We start from the raw sequence: 21,190 nt of genomic DNA on the forward strand, positions 1-21,190 counted from the left end.
ATGGAAAATATGAAATCCGTATGCGCACCCGGGAGATAGAGCAATTTCTGCCGCGACTGGCCGAGCCCGACCCCGAACGGGCCGCCGGACCCGAGCGCTATATAAGACTGGATTATCTGGAACCCGACGCCTTGCGGGTCCTTCCAGGGATCCAAAAAAGCAAATATCCTCCTCATCCTGTAGGCCTTATGGAATATGAGGGCGCCCAGAATAGGTATCGAGCCCAACAGCATCGGGACGAGGTGCCTCAATTTGATCCCGGCGACAAAGAGCATCATGAACGAGACGGCGCCTATAGCGACCGCGGTGCCCAGGTCGGGTTCGAGCAGGATCAACCCGACGCTGAAGCCGAGTATTATCATAGGCGGCATGAAACCTTCCCTGAAACTCTTTATCTCGCCCTGTTTCCTCGAAAGAAAATCTGCGAGATAAAGTATCATCACGATCTTGCATACCTGCGACGGCTGGAAACTCAGGAACGAGAACCTGAACCAGCGCCTCGCGCCGGCTATCTCGCGGCTTATCCCCGGGATCAGGACCAGAATAAGCAGGACGAACGTGGCGATGAGGACCGGCTTCACGTATTTCTTCAGGGAATTGTAATCCACCGACATCACCATCAGCGACGCGATGAGGCCGATAAAAAGATACAGGAGATGGCGTTTGAGGTAATAGGCGCTGTCCTTCAGGAATTCCTGGGCGTTTATCGCGCTCGCGCTATAGACCATGACGACGCCGATGGCGAGAAGCACGACCGTCACCATGAAAAGCTGCGTCCTGAGTTTTCTCACTTCGCCTTACCTCTCCTCTTTAAGCGCGCGGACTATCTCCTTGAACACACGCCCCCGCTCCTCGAAATTCCTGAACATGTCGAAACTCGCGCACATCGGCGAGAGCAGGACGAGGTCGCCGGCTTCCGCCTCGCCAAACGACTTCCTGACCGCGTCTTCCATCGTTTCCGCGAATATATGCGGGGCCGCTCCGGAAAGATGGTCTTTTATCTTCTCTTTCGCCTCGCCTATCAGGACAAGCTTCTTGACCTTCGCGCCCACGACCCGGCGCGCCTTCCGGAAATCGCTTCCCTTGTCGTGGCCTCCGGCGATAAGTATGACCGGTTTTACGCAGGACTCAAGCGCCATCATCGTCGCCAGGACCGTAGTCCCCTTGGAGTCATTTATGAACTCCACGCCGCCGACCGTCTTAACGTGCTCGAACCTGTGCTCTAACCCCTTGAAACCCACCAGCGCTTCTTTTATCTTCTTAGGGCTTATCCCGAAGATCGAGGCGACGCAGAGACAGGCGAGGACGTTCTCGATATTATGCGTCCCCTTGATCTTCAGTTCCGCCGCGCCGCATATCCTCTGAGGCTTTCCTCCGCGGCCGATAAAGACCGAGCCGTCCTCGAAGAAAGCTGCCGCCTTCTTATTCTTCCGCGAGAAGAAGATCGCCTTCGCCTTCGTCCCCGCCTTAAGTTTCCTTACCAGCGGGTCGTCGTAATTCAATACCGCCCAGTCGCCTTTCTCCTGGTTCCCTAATATGCGCGCCTTCGCGTTTATATAGGAGCGGAGGTCCGGATGCCTGTCGAAATGGTTCTGCGAAATATTCAGCACTACGGCGACGTGCGGCCTGAACGTCTTTATGCTCTCAAGCTGGAACGAGCTGGCCTCGAGGACGACGACCGAGTTCTTCTTCACCTTCGCGATCTCGCCGCAGAACGGGTTCCCGATGTTGCCGCAGACGACGGCGCGCTTTCCGCCCTTCTTTAATATCTCCCCTATCAGCGTCGTGGTAGTCGATTTCCCGTTCGTCCCGGTGACCGCGACTACCGGCGCCTTGCAGCAGAGATAGCCAAGCTCTATCTCGCCTATGACCGGGACTTTATACTCCGCCGCCCATTTCAATACCTGCGAATCCTCAGGCACACCCGGGCTTATCACGATAAGGTCTTTTCCTTCCGTGAACTCAGGCGTATGCCGGCCGAGCTCGACTATTATCCCTTTCCACTCGAGTAGGCCCTTCGCTTCCCTTAATTTCTGCGAGTCCCCGGAATCGGTGGCCCAGACTTTCGCGCCGAGCCTCTTGAGCAGGAATGCCGCCGCCATCCCGCTTTTCGCGAGCCCGGCCACCGTTACTTTTTTTCCCCTGAATGTCTTCATCTAAGTTTTAATGTCGAGAGGCTGAAGAGCGCCAGTATTATACCTATTATCCAGAACCTTATGACCACCTTCGTCTCCGACCACCCCTTCATCTGGAAATGATGGTGTATCGGCGCCATGAGGAATATCCTCTTCTTGAGCAGTTTGAACGACGCGACCTGGAGGATGACCGAGAGCGCCTCAAATACGAATATCCCTCCCACGACAAGGAGGAGCAGTTCCTTCTTTGTGAATGTCGCCACGATGCCTATCGCCCCGCCGAGGGCCAGCGAGCCGGTATCCCCCATGAAGACCGTCGCCGGGAACGAATTGAACCAGAGAAAACCCAGTCCGGCCCCGAGTATCGCCGCGCAGAAGACGGTCAATTCGCCGGCGCCGGGAATGAACATGATATTAAGGTATTCGCTTATCTTGGCGTTGCCTGTGATATAGCTAAAAACGGTATAGGTGAGCGCGACTATCACGGTGCATCCTACCGCGAGCCCATCAAGCCCGTCGGTCAGGTTGACCGCGTTCGAGGCGCCGACTATGACCACTGTGGTAAATAATATATAGAATATGCCGAGGTTTACCGCCGCGTTCTTCAGGAACGGCACATCGAGGTTCTTGCTGATATGCGGGTCGCAATATACGTAAAGCCCTATCAGGAAACCGAGCATTATCTGGCCTATGAACTTCGATCTCGCGGTAAGCCCCTTGGACTTCATCAGCCTTAATTTAAGGTAATCATCGAGGAAACCGACTACGCAAAGCCAGATCATCGATACGAGCGACAGGAGGACGTACTTGTTCGTCAGGTCGCCCCAGAGCAGCGTCGAGAGGATGACGGCGGTGACTATAAGGAGCCCGCCCATGGTCGGTGTCCCGGCCTTGCTCTTATGCATTTCGTAAATTCCCTTGGCGTCGTCAGGAGTGCGGACGACCTGCCCTATCTTGAATTCGCGGAGCTTTTCGATGATGAACGGCCCCACTACCATGCAGATTAGGAATGAGGTGATGGCGGCTGCGGCGGCGCGGAAAGTGATATACTTGAAAACGTTAAAACCGAAGAACAGGTCTTTCAGCGGGTAGAGCAGGTGGTAAAACACTTTTTGATCTCCTCCATTTTCATGCCGCGCGAGCCTTTGACCAGCACCAGATCCCCTTGCTTCAATATACCTTTCAAGGCCTTCGCGGCCTCTACGGAATTATCAAAACGGAGGAGGGAACTACCGCCGAGTCCCTCCTCCTGTGCGCCCTCCAGGATATACCCGGAGAGCGTGCCCACACTCACTAAAAGGCTTATCTTGGACTTTGCCGCGAACCTGCCGGCTTCGCGGTGGAACTCAGGTCCGGCTTCGCCCAGTTCGAGCATGTCTCCGGCCACGAGCACCTTCCTCTTATACGGCTCCATATCCCGCAGCGTCCCGACGGCGCTCTTCAACGAAGCGGGGTTGGAATTATAACAGTCGAATATGAAATCTATACCCTCGCATTTCTCGTATTCCATCCTGAGCTTCGGCAGGACGAAATCCTCAAGAGCCTTTATGGCAGTCTTTACTTCTATGCCATATAAAGAAGCGACCGCTATGGCTGCCACGGCGTTGTGGACGTTATGCCTGCCGAGCATCCTGAGTTTTACGAGATACGTATCGTTGAGCGTGAAATTTATCCCGCAGTCGCTCTCCCTGACGTTCCCGGCAACAAAATCACAATCCTCGTTGAAACCGAAGGTCACGACCTCATCGCACATCTTCCTGGTGGTTATGACGAGCATTTCGTCATCACCATTGACCACAGCCGAGCCGGCCTCTCCGACCCTTTTTATAAGGTCGAGCTTCTCTTTCCTGACGTTATCTACCGAACCGAAGAATTCCAGATGCGACGGCCCTGCATTCAATATCATCCCGCAATTCGGCTGGACGATGTCGGCCAGGTATCCTATCTCTCCCGCATGGTTCGTCCCCAGCTCTATCACCGCTATCTCATCCCTATCGTTCAATTTCAGAAGCGTAAGAGGGACGCCGATGAAATTATTCTCCGTCCCTTCGTTCTTCAGGACTTTGTATTTGGCGGACAGGATAAGCGCTAGCATATCCTTCGTGGTCGTCTTCCCGTTCGAGCCGGTCAGCGCGATCACCGGGATATCGAACCTGCTGCGGTGGAACTTCGCGATACCGCCCAGCGCCTTGACGGTATCCTTTACGAGGATCACCTCGAAACCGGCTTTAGGCGAGGGCATATCGCGGCTTACCACCGCCCCGGCGGCGCCCTTCCCGGCGGCTTCGACTACGAAATCATGGCCGTCAAAGTTAGGCCCTTTTACCGCTATGAAGAGCGAACCCTTTTCTATCTTCCTCGTGTCGGTCGATATATGCGAAAACACGCCCTCATGACCGCCGTTCGCCAACTGCCCGCCTGTCGCCTCTAAGATATCTTTTGTGTTATACAAATCTTTTTCGCGATCTCCCTGTCATCGAAAGCCACGGTCGTATTCTTCAATATCTGGTAAGTCTCGTGGCCTTTGCCGGCTATGAGGACGCAATCCCCTTCCCTCGCCGCGGAAAGGGCCTCCTCTATGGCCTTCAACCTGTCCGTTACCACTTTGTAATTCTTCTTTGATATCCCCGCGGTTATCTCGGCGATTATCGCCTCCGGCTCCTCGCTGCGCGGGTTATCGGATGTCACGATGACGAGATCCGCCATCTCGCTCGCCGCCTTCCCCATCCGCGGCCGTTTTGTCCTGTCGCGGTCCCCGCCGCAGCCGAATACCACGATTATCTTTTTCGCAATAAGGGGTTTTAACGCAGAGAGGACATTATACAGCGCGTCATCCGTATGCGCGTAATCCACGAATATCTTGAAAGGCTGGCCGCAGTCGACCGGCTCGAGCCTGCCAGGGACGGCCGTGAGGTTCTCTAACCCACTCTTGACCTCATCGACCAAAAACCCGAGGCTCATGCCGCAGGCGGCAGCGGCGGTCATATTATAGACGTTGTGCAGGCCGATGAGTTTTGAATTCACCTTCAGGCCACCCTTCGGCGAATTTATAGTGAACCTCGTCCCGTCCAACGAAAGCTTTATATCCGAAGCGAGATAATCGGCGACGAGTTTCGTCCCGTATGTCACGACCTTCCCTTTTGAGGCCTTGACGAGTTTCCTGCCCCACTCATCGTCTATATTTATCACGGCATACGCGCCGTCCTTAAGCCCTTCAAAGAGGCGGGATTTCGCCCTGAAATATCCGTCGAACGTCTTATGGTAATCGAGGTGGTCTCCGGTAAGGTTGGTGAATATAGCCGCGGAGAAATCTATGCCGCCTACCCTGTTCTGGTCGAGGGCGTGCGACGAGACCTCCATCACGAGGTAATCGCTGCCGTTCCTTACCATCTCGCCCATGAAACCGTAGAGTTCGACAGGCCCGGGCGTGGTGTTCGTCGCGGGTATGAGGCGCTTTCCTATCCTGTAACTTATCGTCCCTATGATGCCGGCCTTGTGGGCCGCGGCCGAGATGATGGAATCCATCAGATACGATATCGTCGTCTTGCCGTTTGTGCCGGTTATCCCGACGCAGGTCAGTTTCTCGATAGGCCTGCCGGAGAAATTATTGGCTATCTTCGGCGCCGCTGCCCTCGAGTCCCTGACGAATATCCTTGCGACGCCTTCGGGAAGCGCTGTATCTTTTTCCAGGACGACGGCGGAGGCGCCTTTGTCAACGGCCTCGTTCGCGAACTTATGGCCGTCGAAGTTCACGCCGGAGACCGCGATAAAAAGATGGTCTTTCCCGGCTGTCTTGGAATCGCTTGAGACGCCTTTAATGTCGATATCGAGGCCGCGCGGGAATTCCGACTGCGCCTTATACTCGACGTCTTTTAACAGGTCTTTGAGTTTCATCAATCCTCTATGCTCTGGAGCTCGACCGGCCTCTTGACCTCGGTTATACTCTGCGGCTTAATCTCCAGGTACCTTAAGGTATCCTTTACGACCCTGCTGAAGACCGGCGCGGCGACCACGCCCCCGTAATACTGCGGATGCGGCTGGTCTAGCATCACCACGACCACGATCTTCGGGTCTTTTGCCGGGGCGAACCCGACGAACGAGCCTATGAATTTGGAATGCGAATATGCGCCGTTCTCGATCTTCTGGGAAGTCCCTGTCTTTCCCGCGACATCATAACCCTCTACTTGCGCGAGCTTGCCGGTCCCGTCGGCTACGACGCCGCTTAATATATCCCTCATCGTCGCGGCCGTGCCCTCCGAGAGCGTCTCCCTTACGGCGGCCGGCGGGAATTCTTTTATTATTTCGCCGTGCTTGTCCTGTATAGCCTGGATCACGCGCGGCTTCACGAGTTTGCCGCCGTTGGCGATGACCGACATGGCGCACCCCATCTGCATCGGGGTGACGCTTATCTCCTGGCCCATCGGTATCGCGTATATCGATGTGCCGGACCATTGGGAAGGGGGCCGTATGAACCCGGGGACTTCGCCGGGCAGGTCGATACCGGTCATATCGCCGAACCCGAATTTCCTGACGTAGGTATAAAGGTTGTTCCCTCCGAGCTTTAAGGCGACCTTGACCGTCCCGATGTTGGATGACTTCTCGATTACCTCCCTGAAGGTGAGCCAACCGTGCCCGGTGTGGTCGTGCAGCACCTTTCCGCCGCCGTGGCTCCAGGCGCCGTTCTCGCAGAAGAACCTGTCCTTGAGGCCGACCTTCTTCTCCTCAAGCGCCGCCGATGCCGTGACTATCTTGAATATCGAGCCGGGCTCATACATATCGGTGACGGCCCGGTTGCGCCTGCTCTCCGCGCTTGCGCGCTGGAAAGCGTTAAGGTCGTAGGTGGGCCTGCTTGACATCGCGAGGATGTCGCCGTTATTCGGGTCCATGACGATTATGCACGCGCCTATCGGGTGGAATTTTTTCACGGCCCAGTCGAGCTCCCGCTCGGCGATATGCTGTATTATGTCGTCTATTGTGAGGACGAGGTCGAGGCCGTCTGCCGCGGGGTAATATTCGTACTCAAAGGACGCTATCTCGCGGCGGCGGGCGTCCCTGTAAGTGGCCCTGTATCCGGGCGAGCCTTTAAGGTACCCGTCGTCTTTGAGTTCGAGCCCCTCGAGGCCTTTGTTGTCGGTGCCTGCATAGCCGACTATCTGGCTGGCGAGGGAATTGTTCGGGTATACCCTCTTCGACTCCTTCAGGAAATCTATGCCTTTTATCTTGAGCGCCTTTACCCTGGCCGATTCGGCGGGGCTTAATTTGCGTTTGATCCAGACGAAACCCTTGTCCCTGTTTATCCGCTGGTAGACGAATTGTTCGCTCAGGCCCATCGCCTGGGCGAGCCTTTTCGCCGCGGCCTTCTTATCCGCTATCACCCTGTTGTCAGCGAAGACGGATTCCATGTTGAGCGAGACGGCCAACGGCCTCATGTTCCTGTCGTAGATAGTGCCCCGGGTAGGCTGGAGTTCTATTGCCGCAGTGTGCTGTTTCTTGGCTAGGAGGGTGAGGCTGTAGGACCTGGCGAGCTGAAGGTACAGAACGCGGATTAAAAGGATGCTTAATAAAATTATAAAAAAAGAAAATACCGCGTTTAGGCGGGTCTTGTGGGCTCTTGTATACACTTGTATCCTACCCTTGTTTTCGGCGGAAAACTATGGGTATGTATTAGTAGAAACTACGATTATTTAGCTAAATTTGCCTGCGCTTCCGGCCCTAAAGCGAATAGGCTGGCGGCCGTCTGGCGCATCTTTCCGAAGAAACCCGCGGTGCGGGTGATATCTTTCACGCCGGTCTCCCCTGTCCCTGACGAGACGAGGATCACGCGTTCCCTGGACGGGATCTCGAACTTCATTTGTTGTTTCGCGAGCAGGGTCCGCTCGAGCCTCGCCGGGGATTCCAGCTGCCTTACATTATATAGCAATATCTTACTGCGGTCAAGGAGGTCGGAATACATCTTGTCCTTGGCCTTTATATCGTAGCTAAGGCGCACCAGGGCCGTCTGCTGGAAGACATACACCAGCGCGACCATGGTCACTATAACTGTTGTCGACAAAAATTTGTATGTGCTCATTTAAAACCCCTAAACCCTTCTCGCGGCCCGCAGCTTCGCGCTCCGCGACCTCGGATTCTCCCCGATCTCCCCGTCCCCGGGGGTCAGGGGCTTCTTATTAAGAATATCCAAAACCTTATTCGCCTTGGCTTCCTTAAACTTGTTCTTTACGATCCTGTCCTCGAGCGAATGATACGAAATGACGCATATCGCTCCCGAGGAAGCCAACAGCCCTATCGCGTCATCCAGCGCTTTTCCGAGGGCCTCCAATTCGTCGTTGACCGCTATCCTCAGCGCCTGGAAAGTCCTCGTCGCCGGATGCACCCTCCCGTGTTTGCCTTTATAAGGGACGGCGCGCATGATGACATCGACGAGCTTGGCCGTCGTATCGATCCGGCCCTCCTTCCGCCGTTCGACGATCGCCTTCGCGATCCTGCGGCTGAACCTTTCCTCGCCGTATTCGTATATGATCCGGCTCAGATCGGCTTCAGGGTAGCGGTTAACCATTTCTTCCGCCGTCAATTCAGCCCCCTTGTCCATCCGCATATCCAGCGGAGCGTCGTAACGGAAGCTGAATCCCCTTTCGGCCTTGTCGAACTGCATAGAAGAAACGCCGAGATCCAACAAGATGCCGTCGGCTCTTTCGATATTCGATTTTTCAAAGATCGCTTTCAAGTCACCGAAGTTGCCTTGCATTAAAAGGATGTCAGTCTCCCCGAACCTCCTTAATCTCTCCTTAGCGATCTCAAGCGCTTCGCCGTCCCTGTCTATCCCTACCAATCTGCCGCCGGGGGTTATTTTCTCCAGTATCGCCTCGGCGTGTCCGCCGAGCCCGAGCGTGCAATCGACGATAGTCTTTCCCGGCGCCGGCGCGAGCGCCTCAATTACTTCTTTTAAAAGAACGGGCTTATGTATTATCTCCCCGCTAATTGCTTAGCCTTTCTCTTCCAGGTCCAGCAAATTCTCAGCGGTCTTCTCGAACGACGGCGCGGCGCCCTCGTAGTACTTGCGCCACTCCTCTTTCGACCATATCTCTATCCTGTTCGAGACGCCGACTATCATGACGTCCCGCTTTATCCCGGCATATTCTTTGAGGTACTGCGGGAGAAGGACCCTCCCCTGTTTGTCGCAGGTGATGTCGGCCGCGCCCGAAAAAAACAGGCGGTTGAATTTTCTCGAATCCGCCTTTGTGAACGACATCGACTTGAATTTTTGTTCCTGGGTCTTCCACTCCTCCTCGGTGAAGACGAAGAGGCACTTGTCCAGGCCGCGGGTGACGTAGAACTTTTCGGCGAACTGTTCCTTGAACACGTCGCGGAACTTGGAAGGTATGATGATCCTCCCCTTCCTGTCGATAGTATGTTCGTATTCGCCGTAGAACATCCGCCATCCCCCCGTAACCGTTTATAAAGAAATTAAAGGTTGTGGATCCCGAAATCTTAAAAAGGACCGGCTGGACCTTTTTCTCTTTGCCTTTCCCTCTCACGAGGGCTCCCCGACAAAGGCGAATTTGGAATCCACAACCTTATCCTCCACTTTGAACCACTTTACTCCACCTAACGATACAAAGTATATACCCTCCCTCCACCCTTGTCAAGGGAAAAAATTGCTATATGGCGGCAAATTCACGCAGCCATCCTGAATTAAGCCACGAACGGCGACTTGTCCTCTACGGGTCGCTGGCTCGCCCTGCGCGCTCGCTGCGCTTCGGGAAATTCTCGCTCTCCCTCGCTATTGCTCGGGAACCGTGCCCGCTCGAATTTCCCAATCCCTCCGAGGACAAAGATCACCGTTCTTGACGTACTTCCTGTGGATTTGCAATCGAGATTAGGCGAGTATTATGCGGGGTCTACGGCAGGACGACATGTCTTGACTTTTAAATATTCTTAATCCTAATTTCCGGTTAACTTTTTAAATCCAGAACCTTCCTTATCAATAACAGCAATATCCTTAAAATTTTTCGTAAAACAGAGGATTTTCGTGCTGTCTGGGGACCAAACAGGCTCACCTTGCATAGCTAAAACATCCTTTATTTTAATTTCTTTACCATCAACTACCTTATAAATACCAATTGGCCAACCACCCGACCATCTTCTATCACCATTTGGAGAGATAGCTGTAGGTTTTCCTAATTCTGTTTTTCCTAATAAGTTTCCATTAATATCTATCTGGCAGTACCCGCCTTTAATTAACCAAACCCAAAATTTATTGCCATCCGGATACCATGCCCCCTCCATTGCCCCATCCATCAACACCCTGTTCTCCGTACCATCAGAGTTAATAATCCATAGCTGGGAGGTAGAATATGTTTTGGTGAGTTTTTGTCTTGTCCCCCCTTTCCAAGTCTCCGATTCATAAAGGGAGTCGACTTCTCCTATGCTATAAAGAATCTTTGTGCCGTCCGGGGATATCCAGGCTTGGTGAACACCTACCTTATAGCTTCCGTTGACCAAGGCTGGTGAACCATCCAAATGCTTGGTTCTGTCTTTCTTGAAGAATATCATCTTAAAATCTGAGCCGTCTTTGTTCATAATATAGAGCCTGCCTCTGGTATCGACAAGGGCTATCTTGGTGCCATTTTTTGCCGAGGAAAGCTTCTCTATATCAAGCTCCTCTTTCTCGAAAGGCTTGATTAGCCTCGTCTTATCCGTATTGATGTTATAAGCGTAGACACCGGCCTCTCTCTTGACAAACACTTCGTCTGTTTGGTCGAACTGGGCGAAGATGCTTGATGAGCGTTTGTAGTAATCGGCTCTTTTTATATAGATTACTTCATCATTATTTAGCCAGTCCGGAGTAAAATAAAAGGTCAGGCTCTCATTGGCGCCGGCGGGAAAGGAGTCTTTGGCAATAGATTGACTGCAAAAAACTATAACGAATATAGAAATAAGCGATAAGAATAACATCGTTTTCATGAAATTTACCGTCCGGAGAATGGGGAGCCGCGCTCGGTGCGTTTGATGCCTTTGAGGGCGAGCTCGAGGATCGCTTCTGAATCGCAGAACTTCCTGGCGTCCTCTACGGAGATCTTCTTCTCGAGGCAGAACTTGGCGAGGCACTGGTCGAACGTCTGCATGCCGAAGAGGTTGCCCTCCTCGATATACTGCAGGAGCTCGTTCGTCTTTCCCTCCCTGATGAGGGAGGAGATCGTGGGGGTGAGAAGCATTATCTCGCAGGCGGGGATCCTCCCCTTTCCTTCTTTGATAGGGACGAGCCTCTGCGCGATGATGCCCTTAAGGAGCAGCGACAACTGCATCCTTATCTCTTCGTGCTGGTAAGGCGGATAAAAATTGACTACCCTTTCGACTGTCTGGGTCGCGTTGACCGAATGTATAGTCGATACGACCAACTGACCGGTCTCGGCCGCGTTCATCGCCGCGGTCATTGTATCCTGGTCGCGGATATTGCCTATGAATATGACGTCCGGACTCTGGTACATGACATGTTTAAGCGCATCGAGATATGACGGCGTGTCGATGCCGAGCTCCCTCTGCTCTATCAATGATCTCTTGTCGGTAAACGTGAACTCGATCGGGTCTTCGATAGTCACGACATGGCTGGGAAGGTTCTGGTTGATATATTCTATGATACTCGCAATGGTGGTCGACTTGCCGCTCCCGGTGGCGCCGGTCACGAGGATCAACCCGCGCTTCTCGACCGAAAGTTTCGTCAGGACTTTTGAGGGAAGGTTCAATTCATCGAACGAAAGTATCTTGCCCTTGATAAAACGGAAGACCGCGCCCGGCTTCCCGTCCTGGTGGAAGATGCTGCCCCTGAACCTGCCGATGCCCTCGACGTTCAACGCGAAATCTATCTCGCGATTGTCCTCGAAGGCCTTCTTCTGGCCTTCATTCAAGACCTCGTCGATCATCTTGCGTATATCTTTTTCGGCGAGGGGGTCCTGGCCCTGGGCCTTAAGCAGGCCGTCTATCCTAAAATTAATCGGGCTCCCGACCTTGAGAAAGATATCGGAAGCCCCCGTATCGACCATCGACCTGAAGATTGTCTTTATATCCATATAACCCCTGGATAAAATATCCTAAACGGCCTTGTCTTTGTTCTGCTCGACATATTCTTTTATCTTGTCGAGGAACGCCTTATCTATATCTGCGAACTTTATGCCCAGCCGGTACTTGCCGTCTTTGCCGGGGCGGCAATAACATACCTCGCCTTTTATCCTGGCAGGTTTCTCGGTCATGAATGCCGGGGCGTCCATATCGATCATCAACGCGGCGCCCTTGGGAATGAATATCGGGGAGACCGCCCCGATGCCGACGGCGCTTATATCTGCTATCACGGCTTTCTGCGGCTCGCGGAGGAACCTGATATTCCCCTTCCCTCCCGTATCCACATCGACCGTGAGAGTCGCGTTTATGCTTACGCGCGCGCCGGCGCGGCTTTCCATCCCCATCGGCATTTCCTTTTTAAAAAAATCGGGCAAGCCTGTAAGCCGAGTTTTGTCTCCTTGCGTTCTAACGCAAGGACGGTGGCCATCCATCTAGCCCCGCAGTTGCCTGCGGGATCATGCGGCCAACCCGCGCATCCACCCCTTGCGGGGACCGGGGCGAGCAACCCCGAAAGATGCGCCTATTTGGCCTTGCTCCGCGTAGAGATTGCCGCGTTTCACTTCTTCCCGGCGTTGAGGCCGTCAGGCCTCCCGCCTGGGATTGTTCGTCACTGTGGCTCTGATCCTGCCCTTACGGACGACGGGTATTACCCGCTACGCTGCTCTATGGAGCTCGGACTTTCCTCCCCCGTTTCCGGGAGCGGCCATCCGGCTTGCCCAAATCCGTTATTCTAAAAGAGCGATTCCTGTCCTATTGCCTTGTTCGCCAGCTTATCCGCCCCTTTATTCCCGGAGCGGTCTATACGGTTTATTTCAATTTTCTTGAATCCGCCGAGAAGGTGGCCTACCTGCCTGTATAATATCTTGAGGTCACCGTCTTTTATCTTATATTCCTTCTTTAACTGCTTCGCGAGAAGCTCGGAGTCCGTATTAATTATAACCTCGTCGGCCCTCAAAATCAAGGCCTGCTGGAGGCCGTATATCAGCGCCATATATTCCGCGACGTTATTAGTAGTCTCGCCGATATATTCCGAGATATTACTTACCGTCTCGCCTTTATCATTGAGGATGATTACGCCCACGCCCGACGGCCCGGGGTTGCCGTGGCAAGCCCCGTCTGTGAATATGGTCAGCCGTTTACGCATCTGCCTCGTTCTCGATATAAAGGATCCGCGCGCAGCTCTCGCAGGTCACTATCTTGTCCTTCATCTTTATCTCGTTTATGACCTGGGGCGGAAGGTTCATGAAACAGCCCTGGCACGAATTTCCCTTGACCGCGGCCAGCGCGACGCCGTCCCTGCCGGAGAGGACCTTCTCATAATGGGCGAGGACCTTCTTTTCGGCCAGCGCGGTTATATCCTTGCGCTGCGTCTCGAGGGCAGTGATCTCGCCGTCGAGCGAGGAGATCTCCCCCTCAATCGTCTTCTTGTCCTCGTTCAGGTGTTTCTCGGCGTCGGCGAAAAGCGCTTTTTCTTTCGCGAGGTCCTTGTTCAGGTTCTCCGCCTCTTCCATCAATACCAGTATCTCGTCCTCGACCCGCGAGTTGTCGGCCTTCTGCCCTTCGATCTCATGCTGCATCGTCTGGTATTCTTTGTTGGTCTTTAGCTGGTAGAGCTGGGCCTGCAGCTTCTTGATGCCGTCTTCCTTCGACTGGAGATCGAGCTCGCGCTGCTTGCGTTTCACCTGGTTGGCCTTTATCTTCTCCTCGATCGCCTTTACCGCGGCCTGCTCCTCGTTGCGGCGGACCTCAAGGTCCTGTATCAATTTCGGCTTGGCCTGCCTGTCCCTGCGCAGGCTGTAGAGCCTGCTGTCGAGGGCCTGCAATTTGATAAGATGGACGAGCTGTTCTTCGACGTTTACCTTCTGCATACGGCCTTTCTGCGTTCGGTAAAGTGGCTATGGTGGGCGATAAAGGATTCGAACCTTTGACCTCCACAATGTGAATGTGGCGCTCTAACCAACTGAGCCAATCGCCCGTCTTTAGCTCACTGGTGAAAATGGTGGGCCCAATAGGACTTGAACCTATGACCCGCTGATTATGAGTCAGCTGCTCTAACCAACTGAGCTATGGGCCCGGTAGATTCACGAAAAGCGAATAACTATGATACTATTTTGGGGGGCTTTTAGCAAGCCCTAAATACGGCCTTAAAACGGCGCGACCCTTATCGCCCTTACAGGGCGGACCGGGCATTTGTTCTGGCATGCCCCGCATCCTACGCAAAGGTTCCCGTCGACAAGCGGCCTTAACACTTCGACGCCGTTTATGGTCTCCCTCTTTAATTTTATGGCCTTTTCGGCCACCGGGCAATGCTCCTCGCAGACGACGCATTGTTTGTTCCCGGCCCAGGCGATGCATATCGAACGGTCGACCGCCGCGAGCCCTAACCGCGTCTCATGCTTTACGTCCAATGAGACGCCGCGTATGGCCCCGGTCGGGCAGGTCCTGCCGCAGAGCGTGCAATTGTATTTGCAATATCCTATCTCAGGGACGAGCTGCGGCGTCCAGACGCCCTCTACGCCCGACTGGAATGAGACCGGTTGGAGCCCGTTCGTCGGGCAGACCTTCATGCAGTTGCCGCACCTCACACAGCGGTCTATGAATTCGCTCTCTTCCAGCGCGGCAGGCGGCCTTATCACTTTCCTCTCTCTCCCGGAACGCAGCATGTCGAACTTAAAACCCAAAGAAGAGACGGCCAATGACGACAGGAGCAGGAAATCCCGCCTGGTTATCCCCTCTTTTTCCGCCGGCCCGGCTTCGGCCCCGCCGGCATTAATTTTGGCCGGCTTGCCCTGAGCGAAGCCGAAGGGCCATTCGAAGCGGGTGATATTAGCGGGGCAATCGTAGAGGCAATCCATGCAAAGGACGCACTCGCCCTTCGAATAACCCGAATCGTCCCTTATTGCGCCCATCCGGCAGATGCTTTTGCATTTTTTGCAGTTCTTGCATTCTTTGACCGTCCGCCCCAAGAGGGCCGCTTTCGCGGTAAGCGCGTATATGGCCCCGAGGGGGCAAAGCGACCTGCACCACAAGCGCGGGATAAAAAGCGCGAGCCCGCATATTACGGCGAAATACATAAAAATGGGAAAAGAGTGCGAGAAGAAATGCGGGTTTACACCCGGCGTGACGATGGGGATGAGGTTAAGCGAGACGAACCTCGCGAATATGACCAGCGGGTCGAATACCCATGCCAGTTGAAGACCCACCGCCGCGGATACCGCTATCGCGGCAAGGATAAAGAATTTTGGTTTTCGGGCTTTCGCGTTGACCGTATCTTTCTCTTCTCTTTTCAAATAGCCTTTTCTGCGTAGCCAACCAACGAGGTCTATCGTCGAGCCCAGCGGGCACATCCATCCGCAGAAAAACCTCCCGAATATCAGGGTGAGCGCGAGCATCGCGACGGCAAAGATCGTCCCGGCTAACAAGACCCTTTCGCTCAGCGAGATGAAGAACATGATGAGCGGGTCCACCTTAAATGGAAGATGGGATAATGACGGTTTGCTAAGGGAATACGTTATTGGTAAAAAAATATAAATAAAGAAGGAAAGTGAAAAAAATTGAACTATTTTCCTTGCTATCACCCATCTTCTTGCCATATGCTTATGCCGTTTGACCTTGTTCCTGTTTAGGTTATCTTATGGCCTGTCTGGCATTCAGAATCCTGCATCCTCCGCCGCAATTATCATATTCCGCACAAACACGGCAATCCTGACATAAATCATTATTCCGGAAGGAACTGGCTTTTTTATGTTCGGCTAATTCGGAAAAACCGGTTTTGAAAAGATTCCCCAGGATCTCAGGATTCTGCTCGCAAGTCCTTAGATTCCCTAAGGGATCTATCACCCACTTGTTCTTTCCGCATACACATGTCCCAAAATTAAGGCTCGGATACCTGCTATGGTCTATGCGGCAGGACTCAACCGGGATTGTGATGTTTACCGGAAAATTTAATTCTTTAGCCTTCTTATCTGCGATATGCAGGACATCTTCGAGATCTTCTTTGGTTATCTGGCAATCAGGCATGTTTTCCAGGCCGCGGCCTCCAGGCACAAACCGGTTTAAAGAGATTGAATCGGCCGAGAAAGCAAAGGAAAGGTCGATTATTTCCCCGATCTCCGACTTATTGTATTTAGTTATCACTGCGGATATATTAAGCCTCGCTTTATGTTTCTTAACCGCCAGGATCGCGCTTTTTACCTTATCGATGCGGTCATTTTGGCTCAAATAAGCGTACGAATCCTCCCTTGCGCTTGCGAGGGATAATTCAAAATAATTTACGCCGTTATTTACCAGCGCCCTCACCGTGCCTTCGTCCAGCAAGATCCCGTTCGTGGCAATCCCTAATTTGATTTTCTTTTGATTCAGGAAGGACGCGATCTCGATGAGATAGGGGCATAATAGCGGCTCGCCGCCGGCGAAAGTGACCCCGGCCGGCTTGATCTCTGAAAGGACCTTTTCGAATAATTTCTTGCTTTCGGAAAGAGGCAGCTCTCCCTGCGGATATTCCTTATTTTCTTTCCAAACATTATAGCAATACAGGCAATTATTATTACAGCGCGGGGTTATTTCATAGATGAGAAATAAACTACTCATTCTCCAGATCTGCGATCAGCTCATTAAGGCGGGGAAAAGCCGTTTTGAATTCCTCGAGGGCCTTTTTAGTTTCAAGGTATTTCCGGTCTATATCTTTGTAATAAATCTCCTGTTCCTTGGTAACCTTTTCTTCTTTCTTCCTTAATTCGTATTCAGAATGAGATTTTTCGACGGCCGAAATAAATTCATCCATTAAATCCCCGGCATCATCCGAGGGCTTAAGCGGCAATTGAAAATGATAATAACCGTATTTCTTTCTAATAATATCAAAAGCATATACGCCTTCCACGTCTCTCTGGACATTAGCTAATGCCTGCTGAAATTCACTATCGTTAATCTTTCCTTTTCCTTTCAATTCAATCAATTTATCCACTTTAATCTCCAAATCATCAAGCATGTTATCTTGTACAGCGCTACCGGGAATTATCATACGACTCATAGTAAAAGACCCCATACAAAAATTATCAATCCTATAACTACAAATCTTATCCAGAAGATCGATCTCCTGAGCGGAAATCATCTCTCCTTTGACTTTCTTCAAATTAGAAATATTAATCCGTAATTCCTTATGTAAACTCACGTACTGCTCTTGAGAAATTGAATTCCTATATCCTCTCTTCCAGCGCTCATCCTTGCCTTCCTGTCCTGTTCGTCTTGGTTTTATCTGGTCCAGTTTCTTCCAAAAAGCTTTGAAATCTTTCCATTCAAGAGTGCTGCAAAGAACGGCTGTCGAGTTGAGCGGCTGCGAGATCTTCTTCTGTTGGCTGGAAGCCGAAAGTTCATCTTGACGGGCATAACTCGAACCTCCAAATGAAAGAAAACCCAGCATAAGCAGTAACGAACTCAAAAAAAGACTACGGCGTTCGATCTTGTTTAATTTATGCGGGCGAATTCCCAGGGTAAACAGAATATAGGCAGCTGCAACAGCAAATAAAACCACGGCTATTTGAAATGATTTCACGTGGTATTCTCCTCACCTAACCCTAGCCCCATCTCTAAGAATGTCTTCAGTTTCTTGGAACGTATGGGATGGCGTAATTTGCGCAGCGCCTTCGCCTCTATCTGCCTTACCCTCTCGCGGGTGACGTTGAATATCGAACCCACTTCTTCAAGGGTGCGCGGGCAGCCGTCGCCTATCCCGAAACGGAGCTTCAGGACCTTCTTCTCCCTTTCGGTGAGCGTCGTCAGGACATCCTCAAGCTGTTCCTTCAGCATCGAATAAGCGGTCGCGTTAGCCGGCGATATCGCCCTCTTGTCCTCTATGAAATCCCCGAAGTGCGTGTCGCCTTCGTCGCCTACCGGCGTCTGCAGGGATATCGGCTCCTGCGCTATCTTTAAAATGCCGCGGACCTTCTCAGTAGCCATTCTCATCGAATGCGCGATCTCTTCAGGCAGCGGCTCGCGGCCGGTCTCCTGCACCAGGTTGCGCGATACGCGTATGAGCTTGTTTATCGTCTCGGTCATATGGACAGGGATGCGGATGGTGCGCGCCTGGTCGGCGATCGCGCGGGTTATCGCCTGCCTTATCCACCATGTGGCGTATGTGGAAAATTTATATCCCCTCTCGTATTCGAACTTATCGACCGCGCGCATGAGCCCGATATTTCCTTCCTGGATGAGGTCGAGGAACGAGAGCCCCCTGTTCGTGTATTTCTTCGCGATCGAGACGACAAGCCTTAAATTGGCCTCGACGAGTTTCTTCTGCGCGCTCTCGAACTGCCTCTCGCGCCTCCTTATATAAGCTATGCGGTCCTTTATCTTGAGCAGCGGCTCGCCGAAATCCCTTATTACCTGGCGCTTCCTCTCCTTGAGCCCGGATATCTGGCCGCGCGAACTCTTGCCGCTCAACCTCATGACATCCCTGTCGATCTTCTCTATCTCATACAGGAGGTACTTCATCTTCGCGGCGAGGTCTTCCACGACCGAGGTAGAGAACCGGAACTCCATCAAAAGCGGCACGAGGTTGGTGGTCTTTTTCGCGCCGCGCAGCCTCTTCATCAGCCGCTGGATCTTCTTTACCACCTTCTCGATCTTGTCGTTAGGGTCTATATCCACGACCTCGTCTATATTGACCTGCCTGGCGAGGATATCGTTAACGAGCCGCAGGACCTCTTTCCTGCAGAAACAGCATTCGAAGACCGACTCCCGAAACCGCATCTCGGCTTCCTTGATCTTCTTGGCGAGTTCCAATTCCTGCTCGCGAGTCAAGAGCGAGATCTGCCCCATCTGCTTAAGGTACATCCGGACCGGGTCTTCCATCTGGGCCATGCGCGGGATCTCCTCCGCCTCGGGTTCCGGCTTATGGACCTTCTCCTCTTCCTCCTCGAGGCCCTCCTCCTTGAGCTCCTTCTCCTCGTCGGCGTCGATTATCTCGATCTTCTCCTTGTCGAGGACGGCAAAGATCTCGTCGATGTCCTCGGACGAAGTGACCTCTTCCGGCAGCAGGTTATTGACCTCCTCAAAAGTGAGGTGCCCTTTCTCCTTGCCGAGCGCTATAAGCTTCTCGAGGCCTTTTATCCTCTTCCTTATATCGGCCTTCTTCGCTGTCTTCTTAGTCGTCTTCTTCACGGCCTTCATCTCCTTGCGAAATCCTTTTGGCATTTTACCATGCCGCTGTATTCCGCGACCAGCTGGGTGACCCGTTTCTCGTCGCCCATCATCTGCGCTGCCTTTATCAAATTCTGCAGTTCCGATAGCCTCGACTTCGAGTTACTGCACCTCATCCATCTTATGCAATCCGCGAGGTTCTTGGGCTTGTCTTTAATATCATCCGTGAGGCTCGTAGCTTCAGCTATAAGCGCCGTCAGTTCGCTCTCCGCGAGCTTATTTATCAACTGGACCGGCTTGAAAGATTTGCCGTCCCCGTATGAACTGAAGATCTCTTCCGCTATTTTCCGCGTCCCCTCGTCCGTAAAATCCTCGGCCTTCAAGGTCTCCTTGACCTGGGCGATCGTCTCGGGGTCATCGAGCATCAGCCCTATTATTATCTTCTCGGCCATCGCCGCCTGGGACTTCCCGGCCGACGAAGAGATCTCTTCCGAAGGCTCGTATTCGCGGTCCGGCCTGACCTTCTTTAACTCCGAAAGCAGCGCCCCTTCGCTTACCTGCAGCCTCTCGCTGAGCCTTTTCACATATTCGGATTTCAGGACCGCGTCGGCCACCTTCGCGATCGTCGGCAGCATCTCGGCGCACATCTTCGCCTTATCCGACGATCTCTTCGCGTCGTATCTAGCGGAGAGGACGCCCAATTTATAATCAAAAAGGTCCGCGGCCCCGGCTATCAGCGAATCGAACTCCGCGGCGCCCTTGCTCCTCACGAACGAGTCCGGATCGAAGCCCTTCGGCAGCGTCGCGACCCTGACCTGCATCCCCTCCTGCAGGAATATATCGAGGCCGCGCAGCGATGCCGCTTCCCCGGCCGAATCGCCGTCGTAGAGCATGACGACGTTCTTGGTGTATCTCTTTATCAGCCTCGCCTGGAGTTCGGTAAGGCTGGTGCCGAGAGAGGCCGCTATGTTCATTATCCCGTTCTGGTACGGGACCAGGAAATCGAGATAACCCTCGACTATTATGCAGAAATCCTTCTCCTTTACCGCCTGCAACGAAAAATTAAACCCGTAGAGATGCCTGCTCTTTATATATACTTCCGTCTCCGGGGAATTTATATATTTCGGCGTCGAATTGTCCAGCACCCTCGCCCCGAACGCCACGACCCTGTTCTTGATGTCGAATATCGGGAACATTATCTTGTTGCGGAACCTGTCGTAATGGCCGCCGCCTTCGCGCGGCATGACAAGACCGGCGCGCTCAAGGAGCTCGATGCTTACCTCTTTGCTCTTCGCGAAATTTATAAGCCCGCTCCAGTCGTCAGGCGCGAATCCCAGCTTGGCCTTCGCGATAACCTCATCGCTTACGCCGCGTTCCTTGAGGTAAGAGGCGGCGCGCCTGCCGGCATCAGTCCCTGAAAGCATCGACGAATAAAAAGAGGCCGCCAATTCGTTCAGCTTATATATCTGGAGGGCGTATCCGCTCGTCTCGAACTGCGCCCGGGTAAAACGCGGCAATTCTACGCCCGCCTTTTCCGCGAGCGTCCTGACCGCTTCCGGGAAGTCGATATTCTCCATCTTCATCACGAAACCGAAGACGTTGCCTCCGGCTCCGCATCCGAAGCAATGGAATATCTGTTTCGAGGGGCTGACCATAAAGGACGGGGTCTTCTCTTTATGGAAAGGGCAGTTCGCCTTATAGTTCCTTCCGGCGCGCCTTAACGGGATGTAGCTCCCGACTATCTCGACTATATCGGCTTTGCTTTGTATCTCTTCTAAGACCTGTTCCGAGAACGCCATTAC

General features: G+C 53.0%; 19 protein-coding genes, 2 tRNA genes and 1 other RNA gene. All 22 read right to left on the reverse strand.

What is annotated here, in order from left to right; all coding sequences use genetic code 11:
• Positions 1–791: putative peptidoglycan glycosyltransferase FtsW (locus tag WC317_06035; GenBank protein ID MFA5339685.1), on the reverse strand; the 791-nt coding region annotated here is incomplete at its 3' end.
• Between the two features lie 6 nt (positions 792–797).
• Positions 798–2,156 (reverse strand): UDP-N-acetylmuramoyl-L-alanine--D-glutamate ligase, encoded by a 1,359-nt coding sequence (murD, locus tag WC317_06040; GenBank protein MFA5339686.1) that lies wholly within the window; start codon positions 2,154–2,156, stop codon positions 798–800.
• Entirely contained in the window at positions 2,153–3,244 is a 1,092-nt protein-coding gene (gene mraY / locus WC317_06045) for a phospho-N-acetylmuramoyl-pentapeptide-transferase (protein MFA5339687.1), read from the reverse strand. Before mraY ends, murD begins: the two co-directional genes overlap by 4 nt.
• Positions 3,217–4,587: a UDP-N-acetylmuramoyl-tripeptide--D-alanyl-D-alanine ligase gene (gene murF, locus WC317_06050; GenBank protein MFA5339688.1), complete on the reverse strand. Its 1,371-nt coding sequence runs from the start codon at positions 4,585–4,587 to the stop codon at positions 3,217–3,219. The genes mraY and murF overlap by 28 nt, the downstream gene beginning before the upstream one ends.
• Positions 4,563–6,029, reverse strand: coding sequence for a UDP-N-acetylmuramoyl-L-alanyl-D-glutamate--2,6-diaminopimelate ligase (locus WC317_06055; GenBank protein MFA5339689.1), 1,467 nt, complete (start codon positions 6,027–6,029; stop codon positions 4,563–4,565). The genes murF and WC317_06055 overlap by 25 nt, the downstream gene beginning before the upstream one ends.
• Positions 6,029–7,756, reverse strand: coding sequence for a penicillin-binding transpeptidase domain-containing protein (locus WC317_06060; GenBank protein MFA5339690.1), 1,728 nt, complete (start codon positions 7,754–7,756; stop codon positions 6,029–6,031). The genes WC317_06055 and WC317_06060 overlap by 1 nt, the downstream gene beginning before the upstream one ends.
• A 59-nt stretch (positions 7,757–7,815) precedes the next feature.
• Positions 7,816–8,205: a hypothetical protein gene (locus WC317_06065; protein ID MFA5339691.1), complete on the reverse strand. Its 390-nt coding sequence runs from the start codon at positions 8,203–8,205 to the stop codon at positions 7,816–7,818.
• A 9-nt stretch (positions 8,206–8,214) separates the two neighbouring features.
• Positions 8,215–9,114, reverse strand: a complete 900-nt coding sequence (gene rsmH, locus WC317_06070) for a 16S rRNA (cytosine(1402)-N(4))-methyltransferase RsmH (GenBank protein ID MFA5339692.1) — start codon at positions 9,112–9,114, stop codon at positions 8,215–8,217.
• Between the two features lie 3 nt (positions 9,115–9,117).
• Positions 9,118–9,567 carry a division/cell wall cluster transcriptional repressor MraZ gene (gene mraZ, locus WC317_06075; GenBank protein MFA5339693.1) on the reverse strand — a complete coding sequence of 150 codons (450 nt, stop codon included), beginning with the start codon at positions 9,565–9,567 and terminating at the stop codon, positions 9,118–9,120.
• 509 nt (positions 9,568–10,076) lie between these two features.
• A complete protein-coding gene (locus WC317_06080; GenBank protein ID MFA5339694.1) occupies positions 10,077–11,099 on the reverse strand; it encodes a hypothetical protein in 1,023 nt (340 codons plus the stop codon).
• Positions 11,100–11,104: 5 nt separating this feature from the next.
• A complete protein-coding gene (locus WC317_06085) occupies positions 11,105–12,202 on the reverse strand; it encodes a PilT/PilU family type 4a pilus ATPase (GenBank protein MFA5339695.1) in 1,098 nt (365 codons plus the stop codon).
• Between the two features lie 21 nt (positions 12,203–12,223).
• Complete coding sequence (locus tag WC317_06090) at positions 12,224–12,595, reverse strand: PilZ domain-containing protein (protein ID MFA5339696.1); 372 nt, start codon at positions 12,593–12,595, stop codon at positions 12,224–12,226.
• A 19-nt stretch (positions 12,596–12,614) separates the two neighbouring features.
• Positions 12,615–12,970: RNase P RNA component class A (gene rnpB, locus WC317_06095), an RNA gene on the reverse strand.
• Between the two features lie 11 nt (positions 12,971–12,981).
• Positions 12,982–13,395, reverse strand: a complete 414-nt coding sequence (locus tag WC317_06100; protein MFA5339697.1) for a ribonuclease HI family protein — start codon at positions 13,393–13,395, stop codon at positions 12,982–12,984.
• A complete protein-coding gene (locus WC317_06105) occupies positions 13,388–14,119 on the reverse strand; it encodes a C4-type zinc ribbon domain-containing protein (GenBank protein MFA5339698.1) in 732 nt (243 codons plus the stop codon). The genes WC317_06100 and WC317_06105 overlap by 8 nt, the downstream gene beginning before the upstream one ends.
• 30 nt (positions 14,120–14,149) lie before the next feature.
• Positions 14,150–14,226 (reverse strand) — tRNA-Val (locus WC317_06110).
• 22 nt (positions 14,227–14,248) lie between these two features.
• Positions 14,249–14,325: transfer RNA gene (locus tag WC317_06115), tRNA-Ile, on the reverse strand.
• 70 nt (positions 14,326–14,395) lie between these two features.
• The gene (locus tag WC317_06120; protein ID MFA5339699.1) at positions 14,396–15,703 is read right to left on the reverse strand and encodes a 4Fe-4S binding protein; all 1,308 of its coding nucleotides are present in this window, start codon (positions 15,701–15,703) and stop codon (positions 14,396–14,398) included.
• Positions 15,704–15,878: 175 nt separating this feature from the next.
• Positions 15,879–16,841 (reverse strand): radical SAM protein, encoded by a 963-nt coding sequence (locus WC317_06125; protein ID MFA5339700.1) that lies wholly within the window; start codon positions 16,839–16,841, stop codon positions 15,879–15,881.
• Positions 16,834–17,802 carry a hypothetical protein gene (locus tag WC317_06130; GenBank protein MFA5339701.1) on the reverse strand — a complete coding sequence of 323 codons (969 nt, stop codon included), beginning with the start codon at positions 17,800–17,802 and terminating at the stop codon, positions 16,834–16,836. Before WC317_06130 ends, WC317_06125 begins: the two co-directional genes overlap by 8 nt.
• Complete coding sequence (gene rpoD, locus WC317_06135; protein ID MFA5339702.1) at positions 17,799–19,442, reverse strand: RNA polymerase sigma factor RpoD; 1,644 nt, start codon at positions 19,440–19,442, stop codon at positions 17,799–17,801. Before rpoD ends, WC317_06130 begins: the two co-directional genes overlap by 4 nt.
• Positions 19,415–21,187: a DNA primase gene (gene dnaG / locus WC317_06140; protein MFA5339703.1), complete on the reverse strand. Its 1,773-nt coding sequence runs from the start codon at positions 21,185–21,187 to the stop codon at positions 19,415–19,417. Before dnaG ends, rpoD begins: the two co-directional genes overlap by 28 nt.
• Positions 21,188–21,190 lie beyond the last annotated feature (3 nt).

It is taken from the genome of Candidatus Omnitrophota bacterium, from assembly GCA_041653595.1.
GTDB lineage: Bacteria > Omnitrophota > Gorgyraeia > Pluralincolimonadales > Pluralincolimonadaceae > Pluralincolimonas.